This is a genomic window from Hyalangium versicolor, assembly GCF_020103695.1.
Taxonomy (GTDB): Bacteria; Myxococcota; Myxococcia; order Myxococcales; family Myxococcaceae; genus Hyalangium; species Hyalangium versicolor.
In genome coordinates this window covers 424960-442241 of record NZ_JAHXBF010000002.1, presented here as the reverse complement: position 1 = coordinate 442241, position 17282 = coordinate 424960, and the positions used below count along the sequence as shown (strand labels likewise).

At 67.8% G+C, this 17282-nt stretch carries 17 protein-coding genes; 9 read left to right on the top strand and 8 right to left on the bottom strand.

Annotation, left to right across the window (positions count from 1 at the left end):
* Positions 1 to 257: 257 nt before the first annotated feature.
* The 7 genes from KY501_RS05335 (at position 258) to KY501_RS05305 (ending at position 9550) form a co-directional block, all read left to right on the top strand.
* Positions 258 to 1628, top strand: a complete 1371-nt coding sequence (locus tag KY501_RS05335) for a phosphomannomutase/phosphoglucomutase (protein WP_224361426.1) — start codon at positions 258 to 260, stop codon at positions 1626 to 1628.
* 31 nt (positions 1629 to 1659) lie between these two features.
* The gene (locus KY501_RS05330) at positions 1660 to 2595 is read left to right on the top strand and encodes an ROK family protein (protein WP_224361425.1); all 936 of its coding nucleotides are present in this window, start codon (positions 1660 to 1662) and stop codon (positions 2593 to 2595) included.
* A 119-nt stretch (positions 2596 to 2714) separates the two neighbouring features.
* Positions 2715 to 4997: a hypothetical protein gene (locus KY501_RS05325; protein WP_224361424.1), complete on the top strand. Its 2283-nt coding sequence runs from the start codon at positions 2715 to 2717 to the stop codon at positions 4995 to 4997.
* Between the two features lie 287 nt (positions 4998 to 5284).
* A complete protein-coding gene (locus KY501_RS05320) occupies positions 5285 to 6379 on the top strand; it encodes an ABC transporter substrate-binding protein (RefSeq protein WP_224361713.1) in 1095 nt (364 codons plus the stop codon).
* Between the two features lie 21 nt (positions 6380 to 6400).
* Entirely contained in the window at positions 6401 to 7189 is a 789-nt protein-coding gene (locus tag KY501_RS05315; protein WP_224361423.1) for an ATP-binding cassette domain-containing protein, read from the top strand.
* A complete protein-coding gene (locus KY501_RS05310; protein ID WP_224361422.1) occupies positions 7186 to 8418 on the top strand; it encodes a sugar ABC transporter permease in 1233 nt (410 codons plus the stop codon). Before KY501_RS05315 ends, KY501_RS05310 begins: the two co-directional genes overlap by 4 nt.
* Positions 8419 to 8461: 43 nt before the next feature.
* On the top strand, positions 8462 to 9550 hold the full coding sequence (locus KY501_RS05305) for a Gfo/Idh/MocA family protein (protein ID WP_224361421.1): 1089 nt from the start codon (positions 8462 to 8464) through the stop codon (positions 9548 to 9550).
* A gap of 8 nt (positions 9551 to 9558) precedes the next feature.
* Here KY501_RS05305 and KY501_RS05300 read toward each other — a convergent pair whose 3' ends face one another.
* Positions 9559 to 10467 (bottom strand): DUF547 domain-containing protein, encoded by a 909-nt coding sequence (locus KY501_RS05300; RefSeq protein WP_224361420.1) that lies wholly within the window; start codon positions 10465 to 10467, stop codon positions 9559 to 9561.
* A 64-nt stretch (positions 10468 to 10531) separates the two neighbouring features.
* On the opposite strand from KY501_RS05300, the gene KY501_RS05295 reads away from it, so the two are divergent.
* On the top strand, positions 10532 to 11422 hold the full coding sequence (locus tag KY501_RS05295) for an aldo/keto reductase (protein ID WP_304608597.1): 891 nt from the start codon (positions 10532 to 10534) through the stop codon (positions 11420 to 11422).
* 13 nt (positions 11423 to 11435) lie between these two features.
* Here the strand turns inward: KY501_RS05295 and KY501_RS05290 are convergent, their stop codons facing one another.
* Entirely contained in the window at positions 11436 to 12848 is a 1413-nt protein-coding gene (locus tag KY501_RS05290) for a TolC family protein (RefSeq protein WP_224361419.1), read from the bottom strand.
* Between the two features lie 159 nt (positions 12849 to 13007).
* Here KY501_RS05290 and KY501_RS05285 point away from each other — a divergent pair, with 159 nt between their 5' ends.
* On the top strand, positions 13008 to 13517 hold the full coding sequence (locus KY501_RS05285; protein ID WP_224361418.1) for a MarR family winged helix-turn-helix transcriptional regulator: 510 nt from the start codon (positions 13008 to 13010) through the stop codon (positions 13515 to 13517).
* 32 nt (positions 13518 to 13549) lie between these two features.
* Here KY501_RS05285 and KY501_RS05280 read toward each other — a convergent pair whose 3' ends face one another.
* The 6 genes from KY501_RS05280 to KY501_RS05255 form a co-directional block, all read right to left on the bottom strand.
* The gene (locus KY501_RS05280; protein ID WP_224361417.1) at positions 13550 to 14335 is read right to left on the bottom strand and encodes an energy transducer TonB; all 786 of its coding nucleotides are present in this window, start codon (positions 14333 to 14335) and stop codon (positions 13550 to 13552) included.
* A gap of 16 nt (positions 14336 to 14351) precedes the next feature.
* Positions 14352 to 14795, bottom strand: coding sequence for an ExbD/TolR family protein (locus tag KY501_RS05275; protein ID WP_224361416.1), 444 nt, complete (start codon positions 14793 to 14795; stop codon positions 14352 to 14354).
* A 3-nt stretch (positions 14796 to 14798) separates the two neighbouring features.
* The gene (locus KY501_RS05270; RefSeq protein WP_224361415.1) at positions 14799 to 15500 is read right to left on the bottom strand and encodes a MotA/TolQ/ExbB proton channel family protein; all 702 of its coding nucleotides are present in this window, start codon (positions 15498 to 15500) and stop codon (positions 14799 to 14801) included.
* A gap of 243 nt (positions 15501 to 15743) precedes the next feature.
* Entirely contained in the window at positions 15744 to 16028 is a 285-nt protein-coding gene (locus KY501_RS05265; protein ID WP_224361414.1) for a hypothetical protein, read from the bottom strand.
* 72 nt (positions 16029 to 16100) lie between these two features.
* Positions 16101 to 16604 carry an RICIN domain-containing protein gene (locus KY501_RS05260; protein WP_224361413.1) on the bottom strand — a complete coding sequence of 168 codons (504 nt, stop codon included), beginning with the start codon at positions 16602 to 16604 and terminating at the stop codon, positions 16101 to 16103.
* Between the two features lie 77 nt (positions 16605 to 16681).
* Positions 16682 to 17245 carry a toxin-antitoxin system YwqK family antitoxin gene (locus KY501_RS05255; protein WP_224361412.1) on the bottom strand — a complete coding sequence of 188 codons (564 nt, stop codon included), beginning with the start codon at positions 17243 to 17245 and terminating at the stop codon, positions 16682 to 16684.
* Between the last annotated feature and the right edge of the window lie 37 nt (positions 17246 to 17282).

The window sequence follows — 17282 nt, the reverse complement described above, 5'->3', positions numbered from 1 at the left end:
ACCCAGACGGTCAGTGTATTCGCGCGCTTGCCTCCCTGGATGGGGTGCACTCACCGTCCCAGCGGGAGCTCCTGGAGGCGTACGAGCCCTCAGCCCGGGTGACTGCCCGGACGGGCCACTCGATCCAGGGAGCGGGCGCTCGGGGGCAGGCCTCCAGGCGCGTGAAGCGCTTACCCCTCCGTCCCCGCTTGTGTAGAGTCCGCCGCCCTCTGGTGTTACCCCTCCCGTTCGGTAGGGAGAGGGTGAGGGTTCATCCCATGAATACGCACATCTTTCGCGAATACGACATCCGTGGCCTGGTCGATAAGGATCTCACCGTCGAGGTAGTGGAGCTGCTCGGCAAGGGCCTGGGCACCATCATCCGCCGCCAGCACGGGCGCACCATCGTCGTGGGCCGTGACTGCCGCGAGTCCTCCACCCGCTTCCGGGAGGCGCTGGCCAAGGGTTTGACTTCCACGGGCCTGCACGTGCTGGACGTGGGGGTGGTGCCCACGCCGCTGACGTACTTCGCGGCCAACACCCTGCCGGTGGACGGCCTGGCGATGATCACCGGCAGCCACAACCCGCCCGAGTACAACGGCTTCAAGATCGGCGCGGGGAAGACGACGTTCCACGGCCCGGAGATCCAGGAGCTGCGCAGGCTCATCGAGGCGCGCGACTTCGAGAAGAGCGACAAGCCGGGCACGGTGACGCCCTTCGACATCATCACCCCGTACAACCACTTCATCCGGCAGACGGTCAAAGTCGGCCGCAAGGGGATGCGCATCGTCATCGACGCGGGCAACGGCACGGGCGGCGCGGTGGCGGTGCCGCTGTTCGAGTCCATGGGCTTCGACGTGGTGCCGCTCTTCTGCGAGATGGACGCCACCTTCCCCAACCACCACCCGGACCCCACGGTGGTGGAGAACCTCGAGGACCTCATCGAGGCCGTGAAGCGCGAGAAGGCCGAGGTGGGCATCGCCTATGACGGCGACAGCGACCGCATCGGCGTCATCGACGACAAGGGCAACATCCTCTGGGGTGACCAGCTCATGGTCCTCTTCAGCCGCTACGTGCTGAAGGAGAGCCCCGGCGCCGCCATCGTCGGCGAGGTGAAGTGCAGCTACACCCTCTATGACGACATCGCCAAGAACGGCGGCAAGCCGGTGATGTGGAAGGCGGGCCACTCGCTCATCAAGGCGAAGATGAAGGAGACCCACGCCGAGCTGGCCGGAGAGATGAGCGGCCACATCTTCTTCAAGAACCGCTACTTCGGCTTCGATGACGCCGTGTACTCCTCGGCCCGGCTGCTGGAGATCCTCACCCACGAGCCGCGCAAGCTGTCGGAGCTGCTCTCGGACGTGCCGAAGACGTACGCCTCGCCCGAGCTGCGCGTGGACACCAAGGAGGAGAAGAAGTTCGAGCTGGTGAAGCGCGCCACCGAGACGCTGCGTGCCGCGGGGCACAAGATCATCGATGTGGACGGCGTGCGCGTCACCTTCCCGGACGGGTGGGGGCTCATTCGCGCCTCCAACACCCAGCCCATCCTCGTGCTGCGCTTCGAGGCCAGCACTCCGGAGCGGCTCAAGGAGATCCAGCAGCTCATCGACGGCACCGTCGAGAAGGTGAAGCGTGAGGTTGGCGGGTAGAGGAGTATAAGGAGCACAGGAGAGCGCACTGATGCCGACGCTGGGAATCGACCTGGGCGGGACCAACGCCCGAGCCGCCGTGGTGGACGAGCAGGGCCGCATCCTGGCCTCGTCGAAGGTGGCACTCACCGAGCGCAGCCCCGCCGCCGTGGTGGAAGTCATCGCCGAGGCCGCCGCCGCCGCCGTGACCGCGGGCGGTGGAATGAGGGTCCGAGGCTGCGGCGTTGGAGCCGCCGGGCAGATCCACCGGGACTCGGGCGTCATCGCCGTGGCGCCGAACCTGGGCTGGCGCAACGTGGCGCTGGGCGCGCTGCTGTCGGAGCGGCTCGGGCAGCCGGTGCGCGTGGTGAATGACCTGGCCGCCGCGGCCTGGGGCGAGCTGAACGCCGGAGCGGGGCGAGGCGCCACGGACGTGTATGTCGTCTTCGTGGGCTCGGGCGTGGGCAGCTGCATCATCGCCAACAGCCAGTTGGTGCGCGGCTCCGGAGGCGTGGCCGGAGAGCTGGGCCACACCAAGGTGATTCCCAACGGCCGGCGCTGCGGCTGCGGCGAGCTGGGGTGCCTGGAGGCCTACGCGGGTGGGCACAACCTCATCGCCCAGTGCCGCGAGGTGGTCGCGGCCGGCCGCTCGCCCATCATGGCCGAGCTGACCGGGGGCGACCCGTCGCTGCTCACGCCCCTGGTGCTGGAGAAGGCGGCGGAGGCGGGAGATCCGGCCGCTCGGGAGATCCACGAGCGGGCCGGGCGGATGCTGGGCATGGCCATCGCCAACATGGTGACGGTGCTCAACCCGGCGCGGCTGATCATTGGAGGGGGCGTGCTCATGCACTGCCCCGGCATCCGCCGCTATGTGGTGGAGGGCGTGCAGGCATTGGCCTCCAATACCTCTCGGGAAGGGCTGCTCATCGCCGAGGCCGAGCTGGGCGATGACAGCGGCATCATCGGCGCGGCCATGTTGGCGCTCTAATGTTGGCTGTCTGACGTGGGGTCGGAGAGACCCGGCCCTAGAAATCCACGCCGAAGATGGGATGCCTCCGCTACGCTGAGGTGGCGCTCTGTTCCAGCGTCACGCTCCCGAGGTCGCCCATGCCCTTCGAATGGAAGCTGGCCAGTCTCGATGAACTCAAGGCCCTGTTGCTGGACACTCCGCTCCAGGACTCGCAGATCCGCGTCAATCTCGCCACGATCAAGGTGCAGCAGCCCATCAGCCTGGGGCTCGAGGCGCTCTCCTTCGTCGTGGATGGAGGCGCGGAGACGGCCATCGAGGCCTTCAATGCGCCCGGGGATGTGGACGCGGATGGCGTCATTGGAGACAAGCCCGCGCAGGAGGACGTGTCCAAGCTGAGCCCGCCGCTGGTGCTCGGGCAGGACGCGTGGCTGAAGTACGGGGTGCGGGTCCGAGCCAAGGCCCAGGCCGGGGTGAACATGCCCTTCCTGTCCGGTTCGGCCAGCGGAGAGGTGAGCCTGTACGTGGCCGACTACCACGTGCACTCGCTGACCGAGAGCCTGCGCGACGCCCTCAACAAGGACACGAAGAACCTGCGGCTGCCGCTGGTGCTCGACCACGTGCTGAAGCTCCAGCCGAAGGAGGCGCTCAGCTTCCAGGCCCGCACGCGCCTGGAGACGTCCCTGTCCCTGTCGTGGGCGGATGTCTTCACCTCCAACCTCAACGCCCTGAGCCGCCTGCTGCCAGCGGGCACGCTCCTGGCGCTGAAGACGTCCGTGGGGGCCTCCGTCTCCGGCTCGGTCTCCGTGGCGGACGACTTCATCCTCACCTTCTCGCGCGAGCAGGCGGGCTCGGTGGTGGTCTCCGTGCAGAAGGGCGCCGTGCGAAGCGCGAAGCTCGCGGCGCAGATCGGCGTCACCGTGGAGGCCGCCAGCGCGGACGTGATGGGCGCGGTGCTGGATGCGCTCGTGGGGTTGCCCGGTCTCTCCCACTTCGAGGCGCTGATCGACAAGCTGTCCACCACGCCGCTCAATGATGAGGAGAAGAAGCTGCTGCGGCTGGCGCTCGACCGGCTCGGCCTGACGGACTACGAGGCCGACGCCTCCGCGCTCAAGCGGGCCTGGGAGGACCAGAAGGCCCGAGCCAAGCAGGCGCTGACGACGCTGGCCGCGGAGAAGATCTCCGCGGGCTTCCAGTACGAGTACTCCCGGCTCTCGGATGAGCAGACGCTGATGCGGATGGTGCTGACCGACGAGCAGCTCAAGGGCGTTCACACCTCGCTCGTCCTGGGACGGATGTCGCAGGTGCTCAAGCAGGTGGACCCGAGCGTGATGCGCAGCTACTTCCAGCAGGCTTCGCGGACGCTGAGCGAGGCGTGGGGGTTCACGCTGGGCTTCTCGAAGTGGCAGATGCTCCACAGCCAGGGCCAGAAGAAGCTGCAGCGCGTGACGCAGTTCGGCTCGCCGGACTCCGTCCACGGCCCTCGGAAGTACGCCTACGTGGGCGTGCGCAGCTACGAGGGAGGCTTCTTCCAGGATCGGGGCGGCTGGTCCGTGGACTTCAAGTGCGACATGGGCGAGTTCAAGTCCGAGCCGAGCGTCCGGGACTTCAACTTCGGGCTCTACCTGCTGCTGCGCCGGAGCGGGAAGATGTCGGAGACGTCGCTGCGCCAGGCCATCGACGAGGCCATCGTCTGGCACGTGCTGGATGACGCGGACGAGGAGCAGGTGCTCCAGCAGATCCAGGCCGCGGCCAAGGGCGGCCCCGTGGAGCTGCGGCTCGAGGTGAAGCTGGCCGACCCGATCTTCCGGGAGCTCACGTCCCTGGTGGCGTTTGGCCAGCCCGAGTTCTTCGCCAAGGCGCTGGCGCGCTCGATGCCCTGGGACACCAGCCGGGCGCGTTCCGCTCCGGAGTTCCGCCAGGGCGTGTACGCGCCGCTGTGGATGGCCTACCTGACGGAGAAGGCCAAGGACTGGACGCCGCCTCGGGCCGCGCAGCGCGCCGCGGCGTGGCTCAAGCAGGACAAGATCGCCAAGGGCACGGCCGGAGAGGTGGCCTTCTGGGAGGGGACGGGGAGGCCCAACACCTTCGCGGACGTGCTGGACAAGAACTCGCGCCTGGCGGACGTGGGCGGGATGTACGGCGGCACGTACGTGCGGTGGCAGCGGCTGGTGTCCGGCATGGCACGTCTGAAGGACGGGCTGCTGACGGGCGCGGATCCCACCTTGATCGACGACGTGTTCTCGGACCTGGAGGAACTCTGGCGCGTCTCGTTCCACGTGAAAGCGTTTGGCGCGATGCTGCTGGACCTGTCCACGAAGAGCGTCCAGGGCCTCAAGGCCGTGGAGCGCACGTTCACGGTGGTGACGGGCTCGGGTGACCAGCAGTCACAGTTGCTGTTCAGCGCCTCGCGGGCGGAGTGAGTTTTTCGCTCCCAGACATCGAGAAAACCGAAGCATTGGGTGAAGTGTGACCCATTGAACAAAGGTTGAGTGCTGGGGTGGGGACGCGACGCGTCACGTCATGCCGCGCTGCGCCAAAGGCTTGCAAACGTTGAATTCCTGCCGCCAAAGGCTTGCGATAGCGCACGCGTGGCGACAGGATGCGCGCCCGTTTTCCAACCAACCTTCACCCTGTACGAGAGGGAGGACGAGTGAATACCCGTTCTTCGATGACTCGCCTCGGCGCCGCTTCGGTGCTGACTGCAGTGATGCTTCTGACAAGCGCTTGCAAGAAGGAGAACAAGGAAGCGGGTGGAGAGACCGCGGCCCCTGGCACGGCGACGGCTCCCGCTGCGGAGAAGAAGCCGGCGGCGGGTGCGAAGATCGCCCTGCTGCTGCCCGAGTCCAAGACGGCTCGCTACGAGTCCCACGACCGGCCGCACTTCGAGCGCAAGGTGAAGGAGCTCTGTTCCGAGTGCGAGGTCATCTATAGCAACGCGGATCAGGACGCCTCCAAGCAACAGAACCAGGCCGAGGCGGCCCTCACCAACGGCGCCCAGGTGCTGGTGCTGGATCCGGTGGACTCGGCCTCGGCGGCCGCCATCGTCACGCGCGCCAAGCAGTCGAAGATCCCCGTGGTCAGCTATGACCGCCTGATCACCGGCGCGGACGTGGACTACTACATCTCGTTCGACAACGAGCAGGTCGGCAAGCTGCAGGGCACCGCGCTCGTGGACAAGCTCAAGGCGGACGGCAAGGCCGCCGGCACCATCGTGGTGATCAACGGCGCGCCCACCGACAACAACGCCAAGCTGTTCAAGGCCGGCGCGCACAGCATCATCGACGGCAGCGGCCTGAAGATCGGCGCCGAGTACGACACGCCGGACTGGAGCCCGGACAAGGCCCAGCAGCAGATGGAGCAGGCCATCACCGCGATCGGCAAGGACAAGATCGCCGGCGTGTACTGCGCCAATGACGGCACGGCCGGTGGCGCCATCGCCGCGATGAAGGCCGCGGGCGTCAAGCCGCTGCCTCCCGTGACGGGCCAGGACGCGGAGCTGGCCGGCATCCAGCGCATCATCGCCGGCGAGCAGTTCATGACCGTGTACAAGGCCATCAAGCCCGAGGCCGAGACGGCCGCCGAGCTCGCGGTGGCGCTGGCGCGTGGGCAGCCCGCTCCGGCTGGCAAGGTCAACGGCAAGGTGAACAACGGCCAGAAGGACGTTCCCTCCATCCTGCTCACCCCGGTGTCGGTGACGAAGGACAACGTCAAGAGCACCGTCGTCGCCGACGGCTTCTGGAAGGCCGAAGAGATCTGCGCGGGCGACTACAAGGAAGCCTGCGCTACGGCTCAGCTCCAGTAGCTCCAACCCTCGGAGAGATTGATGTCCGCGACCCCGCTGCTGGCGCTTCGAGGAATCTCCAAGCGCTTCGGCGCCGTGCAGGCGCTCACCTCGGTGGACTTCGAGGTTCACGCCGGTGAAGTGGTCGCCCTGGTGGGCGACAACGGCGCAGGAAAGTCCACGCTGATCAAGGTGATCTCGGGCATCAATCCCATCGATGAGGGCCAGGTCCTCTTCGACGGGCGTCCCGTGTCCCTGACGGGCCCCCAGGCCTCGACGGCACTCGGAATCGCCACCGTCTACCAGGACCTGGCGCTCTGCGACAATCTGGACGTCGTAGGCAACCTGTTCCTCGGGCGCGAGCTCCGGGGAGCAGGTGTGAAGAAGGCTCTGGGCTGGCTGGACGAAACGGCCATGGAGCAGCAGGCGTCGGATCTGCTCAAGCGGCTGAGCGTGAGCATCCCCAGCGTGCGCACGCAGGTGGCAGCGCTGTCAGGCGGTCAGCGCCAGTCCATCGCGGTGGCGCGAGCGATGATGGGCTCGCCCAAGGTGGTGCTCCTGGACGAGCCCACCGCGGCGCTCGGCGTGGCGCAGACCAAGCAGGTGTTGGACCTCATCCGCAGGCTGCGCGAGCAGGGCCTGGGGGTGGTGGTCATCAGCCACAACATGGTGGACGTGTTCTCCGTGTCGGACCGCATCATCGTGATGCGGCTCGGCAAGCGCGTCGCAACCTTTGACGTCAAGGACGTGAAGCAGGTGGATGTCGTGGCCGCCATCACCGGAGTGAAGAAGACCGAGGTCGCCGAGACGCTCCATACGGAGGCCCCATGAGCAGCGCCGCGCGTGAAACCGCTATCGATCCCCGGTTGATCCAGGATGCCCCCGGGCTGAAGGGCGCGTGGCAGGGCTTTCGCCGCCGCCTGTCTCAGGGGGAGCTGGGGAGTCTGCCCGTCATCGTCGGGCTGATCGTCATCTGGCTCATCTTCTACGTGGCCAACCCGCGGTTCCTCTCCGCGGTCAACCTCACCAACCTCATGCTGCAGATCGCGGCCATGGGGACGATCTCCGCGGGCATCGTGTTGGTGCTGCTCCTGGGAGAGATTGATTTGTCGGCGGGCGCCGTGAGCGGCCTGGCCGCTTCGGTGATGGCGATTCTCAACGTCAAGCACGGCTGGTCCCCGTGGGCCTCCATCGTCGCGGGCCTGGCCACGGGCGCGGCGATCGGCCTGTTCCACGGACTGTGGATCACGCGGCTCCGGGTGCCTTCGTTCGTGGTGACGCTGGCCGGTCTGCTCGGGTGGCAGGGCGCGCTGCTCTATGTGCTGGGCGGCACGGGCACCGTGAACCTGAACAACCAGGTGATCACCGGGCTCACCGGTACCTTCTTCGAGTCAGTCATCGCCTGGCCAGTGGCGATCCTGATCATCGCCATCTATGCGGCGACGGTGCTGGTGGACCGGTGGCGGCGGTCGGCGGCCGGGCTGCCCCTGCCGCACCTGCGAGCCACGGTGGCTCGGCTGGTGGTCATCTCCGGCGCGGTGCTGGTGTCCGTCGCCATCTTCACCCAGGACCGCGGGCTGCCGCTGGCGGCGCTCCTCTTCGCGGGATTCGTGGTGGCGCTGGAGTTGCTCATCAAACGCACGCGCTTCGGCCGTCACACCTTCGCGGTGGGCGGCAACGCCGAGGCGGCGAAGCGCTCCGGCATCCGCGTGGAGAACATCCGCGTGGCCATCTTCACGCTGGGGTCGACGATGGCGGCCGCGGGCGGCATCCTCGCGGCCTCTCGCCTGTTGGCGGTGAACCAGTCTTCGGGCAGCGGTGACGTGCTGCTCAATGCCATCGCGGCGGCGGTGATCGGCGGTACCAGCCTCTTCGGTGGACGGGGCTCGGCATGGTCTGCCATCCTGGGTGCGCTGGTGATTGGCTCCATCTCCAACGGCATGGACCTGTTGGCTCTGTCCTCGTCCGTGAAGTTCATGGTGACGGGAGCGGTGCTGCTCGTGGCGGCTTCCATCGACGCGTTGTCGCGGCGAGGCCGGCAGGCGGCGGGACGGGCCTGAACCCAGACGTCGAGGTGCTGGGCCCGGCCTGAATGGAGGCGGGATGACGACCGGAGTCCAACCTCTTCGGGTGGGCATCATCGGCGCGGGCTTCGCTCGCTCCACGCAGGTGCCCGCCTTCCGTGCGTGTGCCGGGGTGGAGGTGGTGTCCATCGCCAGCGCCCGGCTCGAGCGCGCCGAGCAGGTGGCGCGGGAGCTGGGCATTCCTCACGCCACCCGGGACTGGCGCGAGGTGGTGCGCCATCCAGACGTGCAGCTCGTCAGCATCGCTACGCCGCCTCACCTGCACCGCGAGATGGCGATTGCTGCGGTGCATGCTGGCAAGGCCGTGCTGTGCGAGAAGCCCACGTCGCTGGAGGCTGCTGAAGCGGAGGTCATGTGGATGGCCGCCGAGCAGCGCGGGGTGCTGGCGCTGGTGGACCATCAACTGCGCTTCCTTCCCTCGCGCCGGCGGATGCGGGAGATCATCCAGTCTGGCGAGCTGGGGACGATCCACCATGCGCGCGTGCGCTATCGCAGCGACAACCGCGCCGGGCCGGGCAGGCCCTGGGACTGGTGGTCAGATGTGGCGAAGGGCGGCGGGTTGCTCGGAGCGCTCGGCTCGCACGCGGTGGATGCGCTGCGCTTCCTTCTAGGCCGCGAACCGGTGGAGGTGTTGGGAGTGCTCGCGACGCAGGTGACGACGCGGCCGGATGCCGCGAACGGGCAGCCTCGGGTGGTGACTTCCGATGATGAAGTCCAGGCGTTGCTGGGCTTTGGCGGGGGGCTGACGGTGTCGATGAGCCTCTCCGCGGTGGAGCCGGGCAAGCCCATGCACGTGACGGAGGTGTTCGGGTCGCGAGGCGGGCTGCGCGTGGAAGGGCTGGAGTTGATGCGCGCCGAGGTGGGCGGCCGGAAGTGGGAACCGGTGCCGCTGCCCGCCGTGGAGCCGTTGCCCCAGGGGATGCCGGACAACGAGTGGGCCCACGGCTTCCGGCTGTACACCCAGGCCATCACCGAGGCGCTGCGCTCGGGGGCTCGAGCGATAGCCGGTGCCGCGAGCTTCGAGGACGGCTGGCGCAACCAGCGCGTGTTGGATGCCATCCGGCGCTCGCACTCGGAGCGGCGCTGGATCTCACTCGGCAAGCACTGAGCGCGGGCTCACGGCACTCCGGTCCGGACACCGCGCTGGGCTGCATCCGGGAGCGAGGGATCCTCGGGTTCGAAGACGATCTGGCACTTGTCCAGCTTCGTCCCGCACACGCGGTCGAGATCGCTCCGGGTGTCGCAGCCATAGCGATCCGTGCAGCTGTCCGGGAGGAAGGCCCAGACGAACTGGAGCACGGTGCCTCGGCGGCCCTCGGGCAGCGCGGCGAGGAAGTCCTCCCGGTAGGTGTCGAAGACTCGCGCCAGGTGGATGGTGTTTCCATCCAGCCGCACGTGACGCTTGTCACCGATGAAGCGGCGGGCCGCGTCGTTGAGCTGGGAGTCGAGGAAGGCGGGATCGAAGGGGGCGCCATCCAGTAGCGGTCCGCCGCGCGTGCCGTGGAAGAGGGCGAGGTGGATGCGCGGGTCGGCGAACTCCTTCTGGAGGATGCGGTGCTCCAGCGCCCAGAGCGTCAGCCGGTGGCCTCCCACGGGCCAGGAGCGGCCCCAGAAGAAGCGGCCCAACCACGGGTCGTGGACGCTCTCGAGGTAGGGATACCCGTCCACCAGCGCCTGCAGCACGAGCGCGTGGTAGGCGTTGAGCCAATAGGCCAGTGCCTCCTCGGGCTTCTCGAAGAGGTCGGGCCGGCTGTGTGGAGAGAAGGTGGCCAGCGAGCGCACGAAGGCATCCAGCTCCTGGCGCTCGCGGCCCAGGGCAGAGAAGTCCACGTCCCCGTCCGGTTTCACGTGGCGCAGCACGTGGGAGTAGCCGCTGTAGTGGAAGGGGAAGTCCCCGCTCGGCACGGAGGCTGGCAGAAGTCCATTCACGTAGAGCACGCCACTGACCGCGAGTACGGCGGGGAGCGTGAAGGCGAATAGGGCGAGCAGGAGCCGGCGGCGCCGGCTGGGAGCGGAAGGGACCACGGCGTGTGCAGTGTAGACCACAGGCGTGCCGGGGCGGGGTTCTTGCCATGCCGAGCAGGGCGGTATGTTGGCTCGCGAGGAGCCCATGCCGGATGGCACGAGCTGCTCGAGCGAGGAGGCGGTGACCATGGAGCTGCACCTGAGTTCCACCCTGCGGCTGAACAATGGCGTGGAGATTCCGCGCCTGGGGCTCGGAGTCTTCCGAGCGCCTCGAGGCGAGGAGACGCGCCAGGCGGTGTCCCAGGCGCTCGCCATGGGGTATCGGCACATCGACACGGCTCGTATCTACGGCAACGAGCGGGATGTGGGCGCCGCCGTCCGTGACAGCGGGATTTCTCGCAAGGAGATCTTCGTCACCACGAAGCTGTGGAACGATGATCAGGGCTACGAGTCCACCCTGCGTGCCTGTGAGCGGAGTTTGAAGGAGCTCGGGCTGGAGTACGTGGACCTGTACCTGGAGCACTGGCCGGTGTCCGGCAGGCGGTTGGACTCATGGCGGGCGATGGAGACGTTGCTGGCGGATGGGAAGTGCCGCGCCATCGGCGTGAGCAACTTCCAAGAGAACCACCTGGAGGAGTTGCTCCGCCACGCCAAGGTCGTTCCCGCCGTCAACCAGGTGGAGTTCAGCCCGTTCCTCTATCAGGTGGAGCTGCAGCGCTACTGCGAGGGGCACGGCATCGCGGTGGAGGCCTACAGCCCGCTGACGAAGGGCCAGCGACTCGGAGATTCAACGCTGGTCAAGGTGGCGCAGCGTCACTCGAGGACGCCGGCGCAGGTGCTCATTCGCTGGTGCCTGCAACGCGGGCTCATCGTCATTCCGAAGTCCGTGCGCAAGGAGCGCATCCACGAGAACGCGGACGTCTACGGCTTCGAGCTGTCCACGGAGGAGATGCAGGTGCTCGACGGGTTGAATGAGGACCTGCGCACCAGCTGGGACCCCACCGACGTACCGTAGACCCCCAGTCCCTTCAGGGCGCAGGCGTGGCGGGCGGAGTTCCCTCTCCCTGGGCCGTGCCTCCCTCCCTGTCGAGGTTGGGTGGAGGGAACACTCCCGCCGACTTGAGCAGCCGCAGCGCCGCCAGCGAGGCCTGGAGCTGCTCGGCCACGAACCCCACCTCGGCCGACGTGAGCGAGGTGTTCGCATCCGCCACCTCCAGATACGTGGCCACGCCCGCCCGGAAGCTGATGTCCGTCAGCCGTGCCGACTCGCGAGCCAGCTCCACGGCCTCCTGCGCCTTGGAGCGGTTGGCCAGGGCGCTCTCCAACTCCAACTGGTAGCGCGCCACCTCTTCGCGCGTGCGCGCCTCGGCCGACTGCCGCAGTGCCTCGGCCTCCGCCACCTTCGCCGATTGCTCGTGCAGGTTGGCCTCGCGCAGGCCGCCGTCCCACAGCGTCCACGAAGCCGCCAGCGTCACCAGCCACGAGGTGTTCTTCCCCGTGAAGCCCGCCGCGTTGCTCCACCGATACGCTCCGGACAACCCCACCGTTGGCAGGTAGCTCAGCCATGCCCCGCGGCGGTTGGTTCGCGCCAACTCCTCGTTCTCGCGCGAGGCCGCCACGTCTGGACGCTGCTCGAGCGCCTTCTCCGCCAGGTCTCCCTGCTGCGCCGGAAGCTGCGGCTCCGCGGGAGGCGCCAGCTCGAAGTTCGGATCCCGCTGCAGCAGCGTGGCCAACGCCAGCTTCGCGGCCGACAGCGCGTTGCGCGAGCGCAGCAGATCCTGCTCGGCGCGCGTCCGGTCCAACTGCGCGCGCAGCACCGCCACCCGCGTCACCGTGCCCGCCTGGAAGCGCGCCTGCGTGTCCTTCTCCCGCGCCTGGTTCAACTCCAGCAGCCGGGTCTGGGCTCGCAGCGCCGCCTCGGAGGCAGAGGCGCCGTAGTACGCCTGCGCCACCGCGAAGAGGATCTCCCGCCGCTGTGCCTCGATGTTGAGCTCGGCCAGGTGCTCGGCCTGCGTGGCCGCCTGGATGCCCGCCCACAGCTGCGGGACGATGAGCGCCTGACGCACCTCCGCCTGCGCGCCGAACTGGTTGAGTGGCTGGAGGGTGATGTCGAGCGCCTCCGCGTTGACGACCGCCAGGTTGGTGGGGCTGCCCGTCTCATCCGGCGGACCGCTGGTAGGCGCTCCCGTGTCGCGCACCACGCTGCGCAGCGGGAACAAGATGCGCGCCTCGTCCGAGTTGCGGGTATACGTGCCGCCGACGTTGACGGTGGGCAGGTAGCCGGCCCAGGCCTTGCGCGAGGCCTGCTCGGCTTGTTGCAGCCGAGCGCGCGCTGCCTTGAGGTCCAGGTTCTTGTGTTGGGCCTCGGCCAGCGCCTCGTCCAGCGTGAGCACCGGTCCTGCGGTCGTGACCGCGAGGGCCAGCGCCAGAAGGGGCGTCATACGGTTGTTCCTCCCATTGTCCTACACTGGGAACGAGCTTGTATCTCGCAATGGTTGAGGGAGTCAATTGTCGAGGTCGACCGAGTGAATTACGATGGGCGCATGAGCAGGACAGAAGCGGAGCGGATGGAGGCCCGTGCGAATCCAGATTGCGGGGGCATGGCGTCCCCCAGACTCGACGAGGACCTGGCGCGAGAGGCATGGGCGGCGCTCTTCGAACTCATTCAGGAGCGGATGCGGAACTTCCCCGCGTTGGCGGCCGAGTTCGAATTGTCGCCGGTGCAGGTGCACATGCTGCGGTCGCTCGGCAACGGGCCACAGCCGATGAGCATGATTGCCAGCTACCTGGGATGTGATGCCTCGAACGTGACGGGGCTGGTGGACCGGTTGGAGGGCCGAGGCCTGGTGGAGCGGCGCAGCGCCGACCATGACCGGCGGGTGAAGCTGCTGTGGCTGACCGAGGCGGGCGCGGAGGTGAGCCGGCGGCTGATTGAGCGGTTGGCGGAGCCTCCTGCGGCCATCTCGGCGCTGTGCGCGGCGGACCTGCGCTCGCTGAGAGACGTGATGAGGCGGGCCGTGGAGAAGCTGAAGGCCCAGCGGGCCGCGGCGGATAACACCCAGGCCGCACCTCTTGTGAAAGGTGGCAAGGAAGGCCCTCCGGGCACCTGAGGGGACGACGGCCGCGAGAGCCGTGGCCGTCGTCAGTCCAGCAGGAAGGTATAGGCGTACTTCATCTCGGTGGAGACGGCCTCGCCGCCCTTGATGGCGGGCTTGAAGCGGAAGCGCTTGATGGCGTCTCGCGCGGCCTCGTTCAGCCCGTAGCCCGGGCCGGAGATGATCTTCGCGGCCACCACCTTGCCCTCGGGATCGATGGTGATGGAGAGCGTGACGGTGCCCTCGATGCCGGCGCGCCGGGCCTCCTCGGGGTAGGGGATCTTCACCTCGGAGGCGACGGTGGGCTCGGAGTCCACCTGGTAGATGGGAGTGTACTTGGGCGCCGCGTACTCCTTCACCTCCGAGGGGGCCTTGGCCGTGCTGTCCACCTTGCCGTAGGCGGTGTTGCCCACGGGCGCGGCGAAACCACCGGCGGCGGTGGTGGAGGACATGGAGATGCCCACCACGAGCGGCACCGGCTTGGTGGGCTGCGGGGGCGGCTCGTTGGGCGGAGGTGGGGCCTGCTCCGGAGGCGGAGGAGGCGGCTTCTCGGCCTGAGCCACCTTCACGGGAGGCGGCTTGGGCGGGGGCTTCGCCTTGGGAGGCTCGGGAGGCTTGGGCTCCTCCTTGGGCGGAGGCGGTGGCGGTGGCTTTTGCACCTCCACCATGACGAGCTCCACCGGCTTCTGCGCCGTGGGGATCTCGCGCGCCTTCATGCGGCTGAGCGCGAACAGGCCCACGCCGTGCAGCCCCAGCGAGACGAGCACGAAGACGAGGGCCCACTGCGAGGAGCGGCGAGGAGGCAGCGGGGTGTCGAGTATCGCCTGACTCATGATGCGGCGCCTCGCCTCAGGGACTCGCGGGAGCGGCCGCGGGAGCGGGAGCGGCGTCCTTCTGGATGTTGAGGGCGAACTTGGCGATGCCCTGGCCCTTCACCACGTCGATGAGGTGCATCACCCGGCCGTACGGAAGCGTCTGGTCCGCGCTGATGATGGCGCGGGTGTCCTTGTCCTTGGCCACGGCCTCGGACACCTTGCGGGACAGCTCGTCCTCGGGCACCTCGGTGCCGTCGAAGAAGATCTTGCCCTCCTTGTCGATGACGACGTTGACGAGGCCCTGCACCGTCTCTCCGCCATTGGCGGCGCGGGGCAGATCCACCTCGACCGTCTCGCGGACGATGAAGTTGGCCGTCACCATGAAGATGATGAGGAGCACCAGCACGATGTCCACCAGCGGTGTGACGTTGATGCCGGTGATCTCTTCGTCATTGTCCTGCTGAGCGCCGCCGGCCATGGCCTACCGCCCCTCGGTGGAGGCGGGGACCTTGCGGCCCTCGGCGCGCAGGCTGCCCACGAGCGCGAAGCCCAGCGCGTTGGTGCGGCTGGTGAGCGTCTTGAGCTGGCGGTTGAAGACGTTGAAGGCGACCACGGCGGGGATGGCCACGGCCAGACCCACGGCGGTGGCGACGAGCGCCTCGGAGATGCCGGCCATCACGGTCTGCTGGATGGCGGCGCCCTTGACGTTGGTGGCGCCCAGATCATGGAACGCCTTGATGATGCCGAGCACCGTGCCGAACAGTCCGATGAACGGGGCGTTGTTGCCCAGGGTGCCGAGGAAGGACAGGTAGCGCTCGTACTGGGGACGCTCGCGGGCCACGGTGGAGGCGATGACCTGCTCCACGGTGTCGGCGCCCTGGGAGGTGGAGGCGAGGCCCTCGCGGATGACGGCGGCCTCCATGCCCTTCTTGCCCTCGACGGCGGAGCGGACGCTGTCGAACTCGCCGCGAGCCAGCTTGAGGGCGAGGGCCTCGGAGTCATTGAGCCGGTGGGTGGCGAAGTAGACGGCGCGCTCGAGCATCAACGCGATGGAGAGCACGGAGAGGGAGACGAGCAGCCACAGCACCCACTCGGCGCTGGAGAGCGTGACGCTGAGCAGCTTGTGACTCAGCCAGCCGACCTCGGTCTGGCTGGCCTGGGCGAGGAGGAAGAGCGACGTCATGGAAGCCTGTGGATCAATGAGAGGGCACCAGCGAAACACCGGCCTGGCGTGAAAATGTCACGTGCTGGTTGTGTCACAGGGTCCATGAGGACCCTCGGCTCGACGGGAGCGCCGCATCCATTGTTCTCCGAGGGCGAAAAGTCAAATGAATCGGCAGGTTGGCGCTCGTTTCGGCCGTGCGGTGAGGAGGAGGTGGGCAGACGTGCGCCCCCTCTGAGCGAATCCACAGGCTGGCGGAGCGGGTTACCTGCTGCCCGCGCAGCTGCCTGCTCCGCAGCCGGACTCGGTGCCCTTCTCCGAAGTCGAGGCGCTCGGGGCGCCACCGCAGGAGCCCTCTCCACACGCGCTCTCGCTGCCCTTCTGCGGAGCCTTGGTGCTGCAGGATGCATCGCTGCCCTTGGTGCTGCAGGAGCCCTGGGAGCCCTTCTCCGTGCGGGTCTGTGCGGCGTGGTGCTGGGTGGCGCAGCCCGCTGCGAGCGAGCCGAGAGACAAGGTTCCGACGAGTGTTGCCAGCGCTTTGATATCCATCCGTGAAATCCTCCGAGACATCGAGTCAGTGCCTTGGAAGACAGATGACTTCGCGGATGTGACGGCGGTGCCTCAATTCTTGCGAGGAGGGCTGATCCGGAAGCGCTGATCATCCTTTCCGTTGCATGTGACCTGGACGAGTGCGAAGTCCTTGCCTACCGCCATGCACTTCCCGCTGAGTTCGTTGCGGAGCTCCCGATGGCCATCAGGGCCCCGGTCGCTCACGCGGAACACCTGGCAGGTGGCTCCATTGCACTGCTTCTGGATGATCTCGGCTCCGTCCTCGGTGCTTCCACCCTTGACGTCCACGCACAGCTTGTTGAGGGAAGAGACGATGTTGAACGTCTGATCCTCCGGCTTCCCTACCGGCTCGAGCGAGAAGTTCTGGCCGGGCAACGCCTGGTTGGGTGACAGCACGACCGCTGCGCCGTCCTTTCCCTCGGGGCCGCCGCCCAGGGTCAGCACCTGGGGGCTGTCTTTACGGGTGATGACGAGGGAGGTGGATTCAGCGCGTGCCGTGGTTCCGAATCCCAGGGCTACGACGGCGGCCACCGCCACGGACAGCATCCGATTCATGGTGTGTCTCCTTGGAGGAACAGCAGGGGAGGGCATCTCCAGGGGTTGGAGTGCCCAACTCCCCCCGTGTGATGGCTTCAAGAGCCGCCGCCCCCATGAAGCCAGCCGTGCAGCCAGGAGGGGAGCTGCTCTGGGGCCTGCTGCTCCCCCTCTGTCGCGGCCATGGCCTCAGAGGGCTGCCGCCCGGGAGTCTCGGATGGTTGCTCGACAGGCCGTCCCTGGTGGAAGAGTACCCGCTGGGTCAGCCTGCCCTCTTCGTAGAGTTCGAGCGGGCCCTCGGGCTCTCCTGCTGCCAGCACGTGCTTCACCAGGGGTTGGTCGTCCTGCCAGGCGTGCAGCTCGCCATCCAGCTTGCCCTCGTGGAAGGCGAACTTCATGCGCAGATGCCCCTGCTCATCCTGGAGCTCCGCTGGCCCTTGGAGTTGGCCCGCCTCGAACATGACTCTCTGCAGCACCTGTCCATCAGGGGCGTAGATGCTCATGGGGCCATGCAGCGTGCCTGCTCGCCAGTGCGACTCCTGGACGCGCCGTCCCTCCTCGTCATAGGTGGTGGCTGTGCCCTCCAGGCGACCCTCGTCGTCCAGGAAGAAGCGCTCGATCACACGGCCGCTGTCGTCCTGTTCGATGTGTTCCGTTGGCACCGGCGTGTCGCTCCCCGGGCCGTGGATGGCCCTCCTT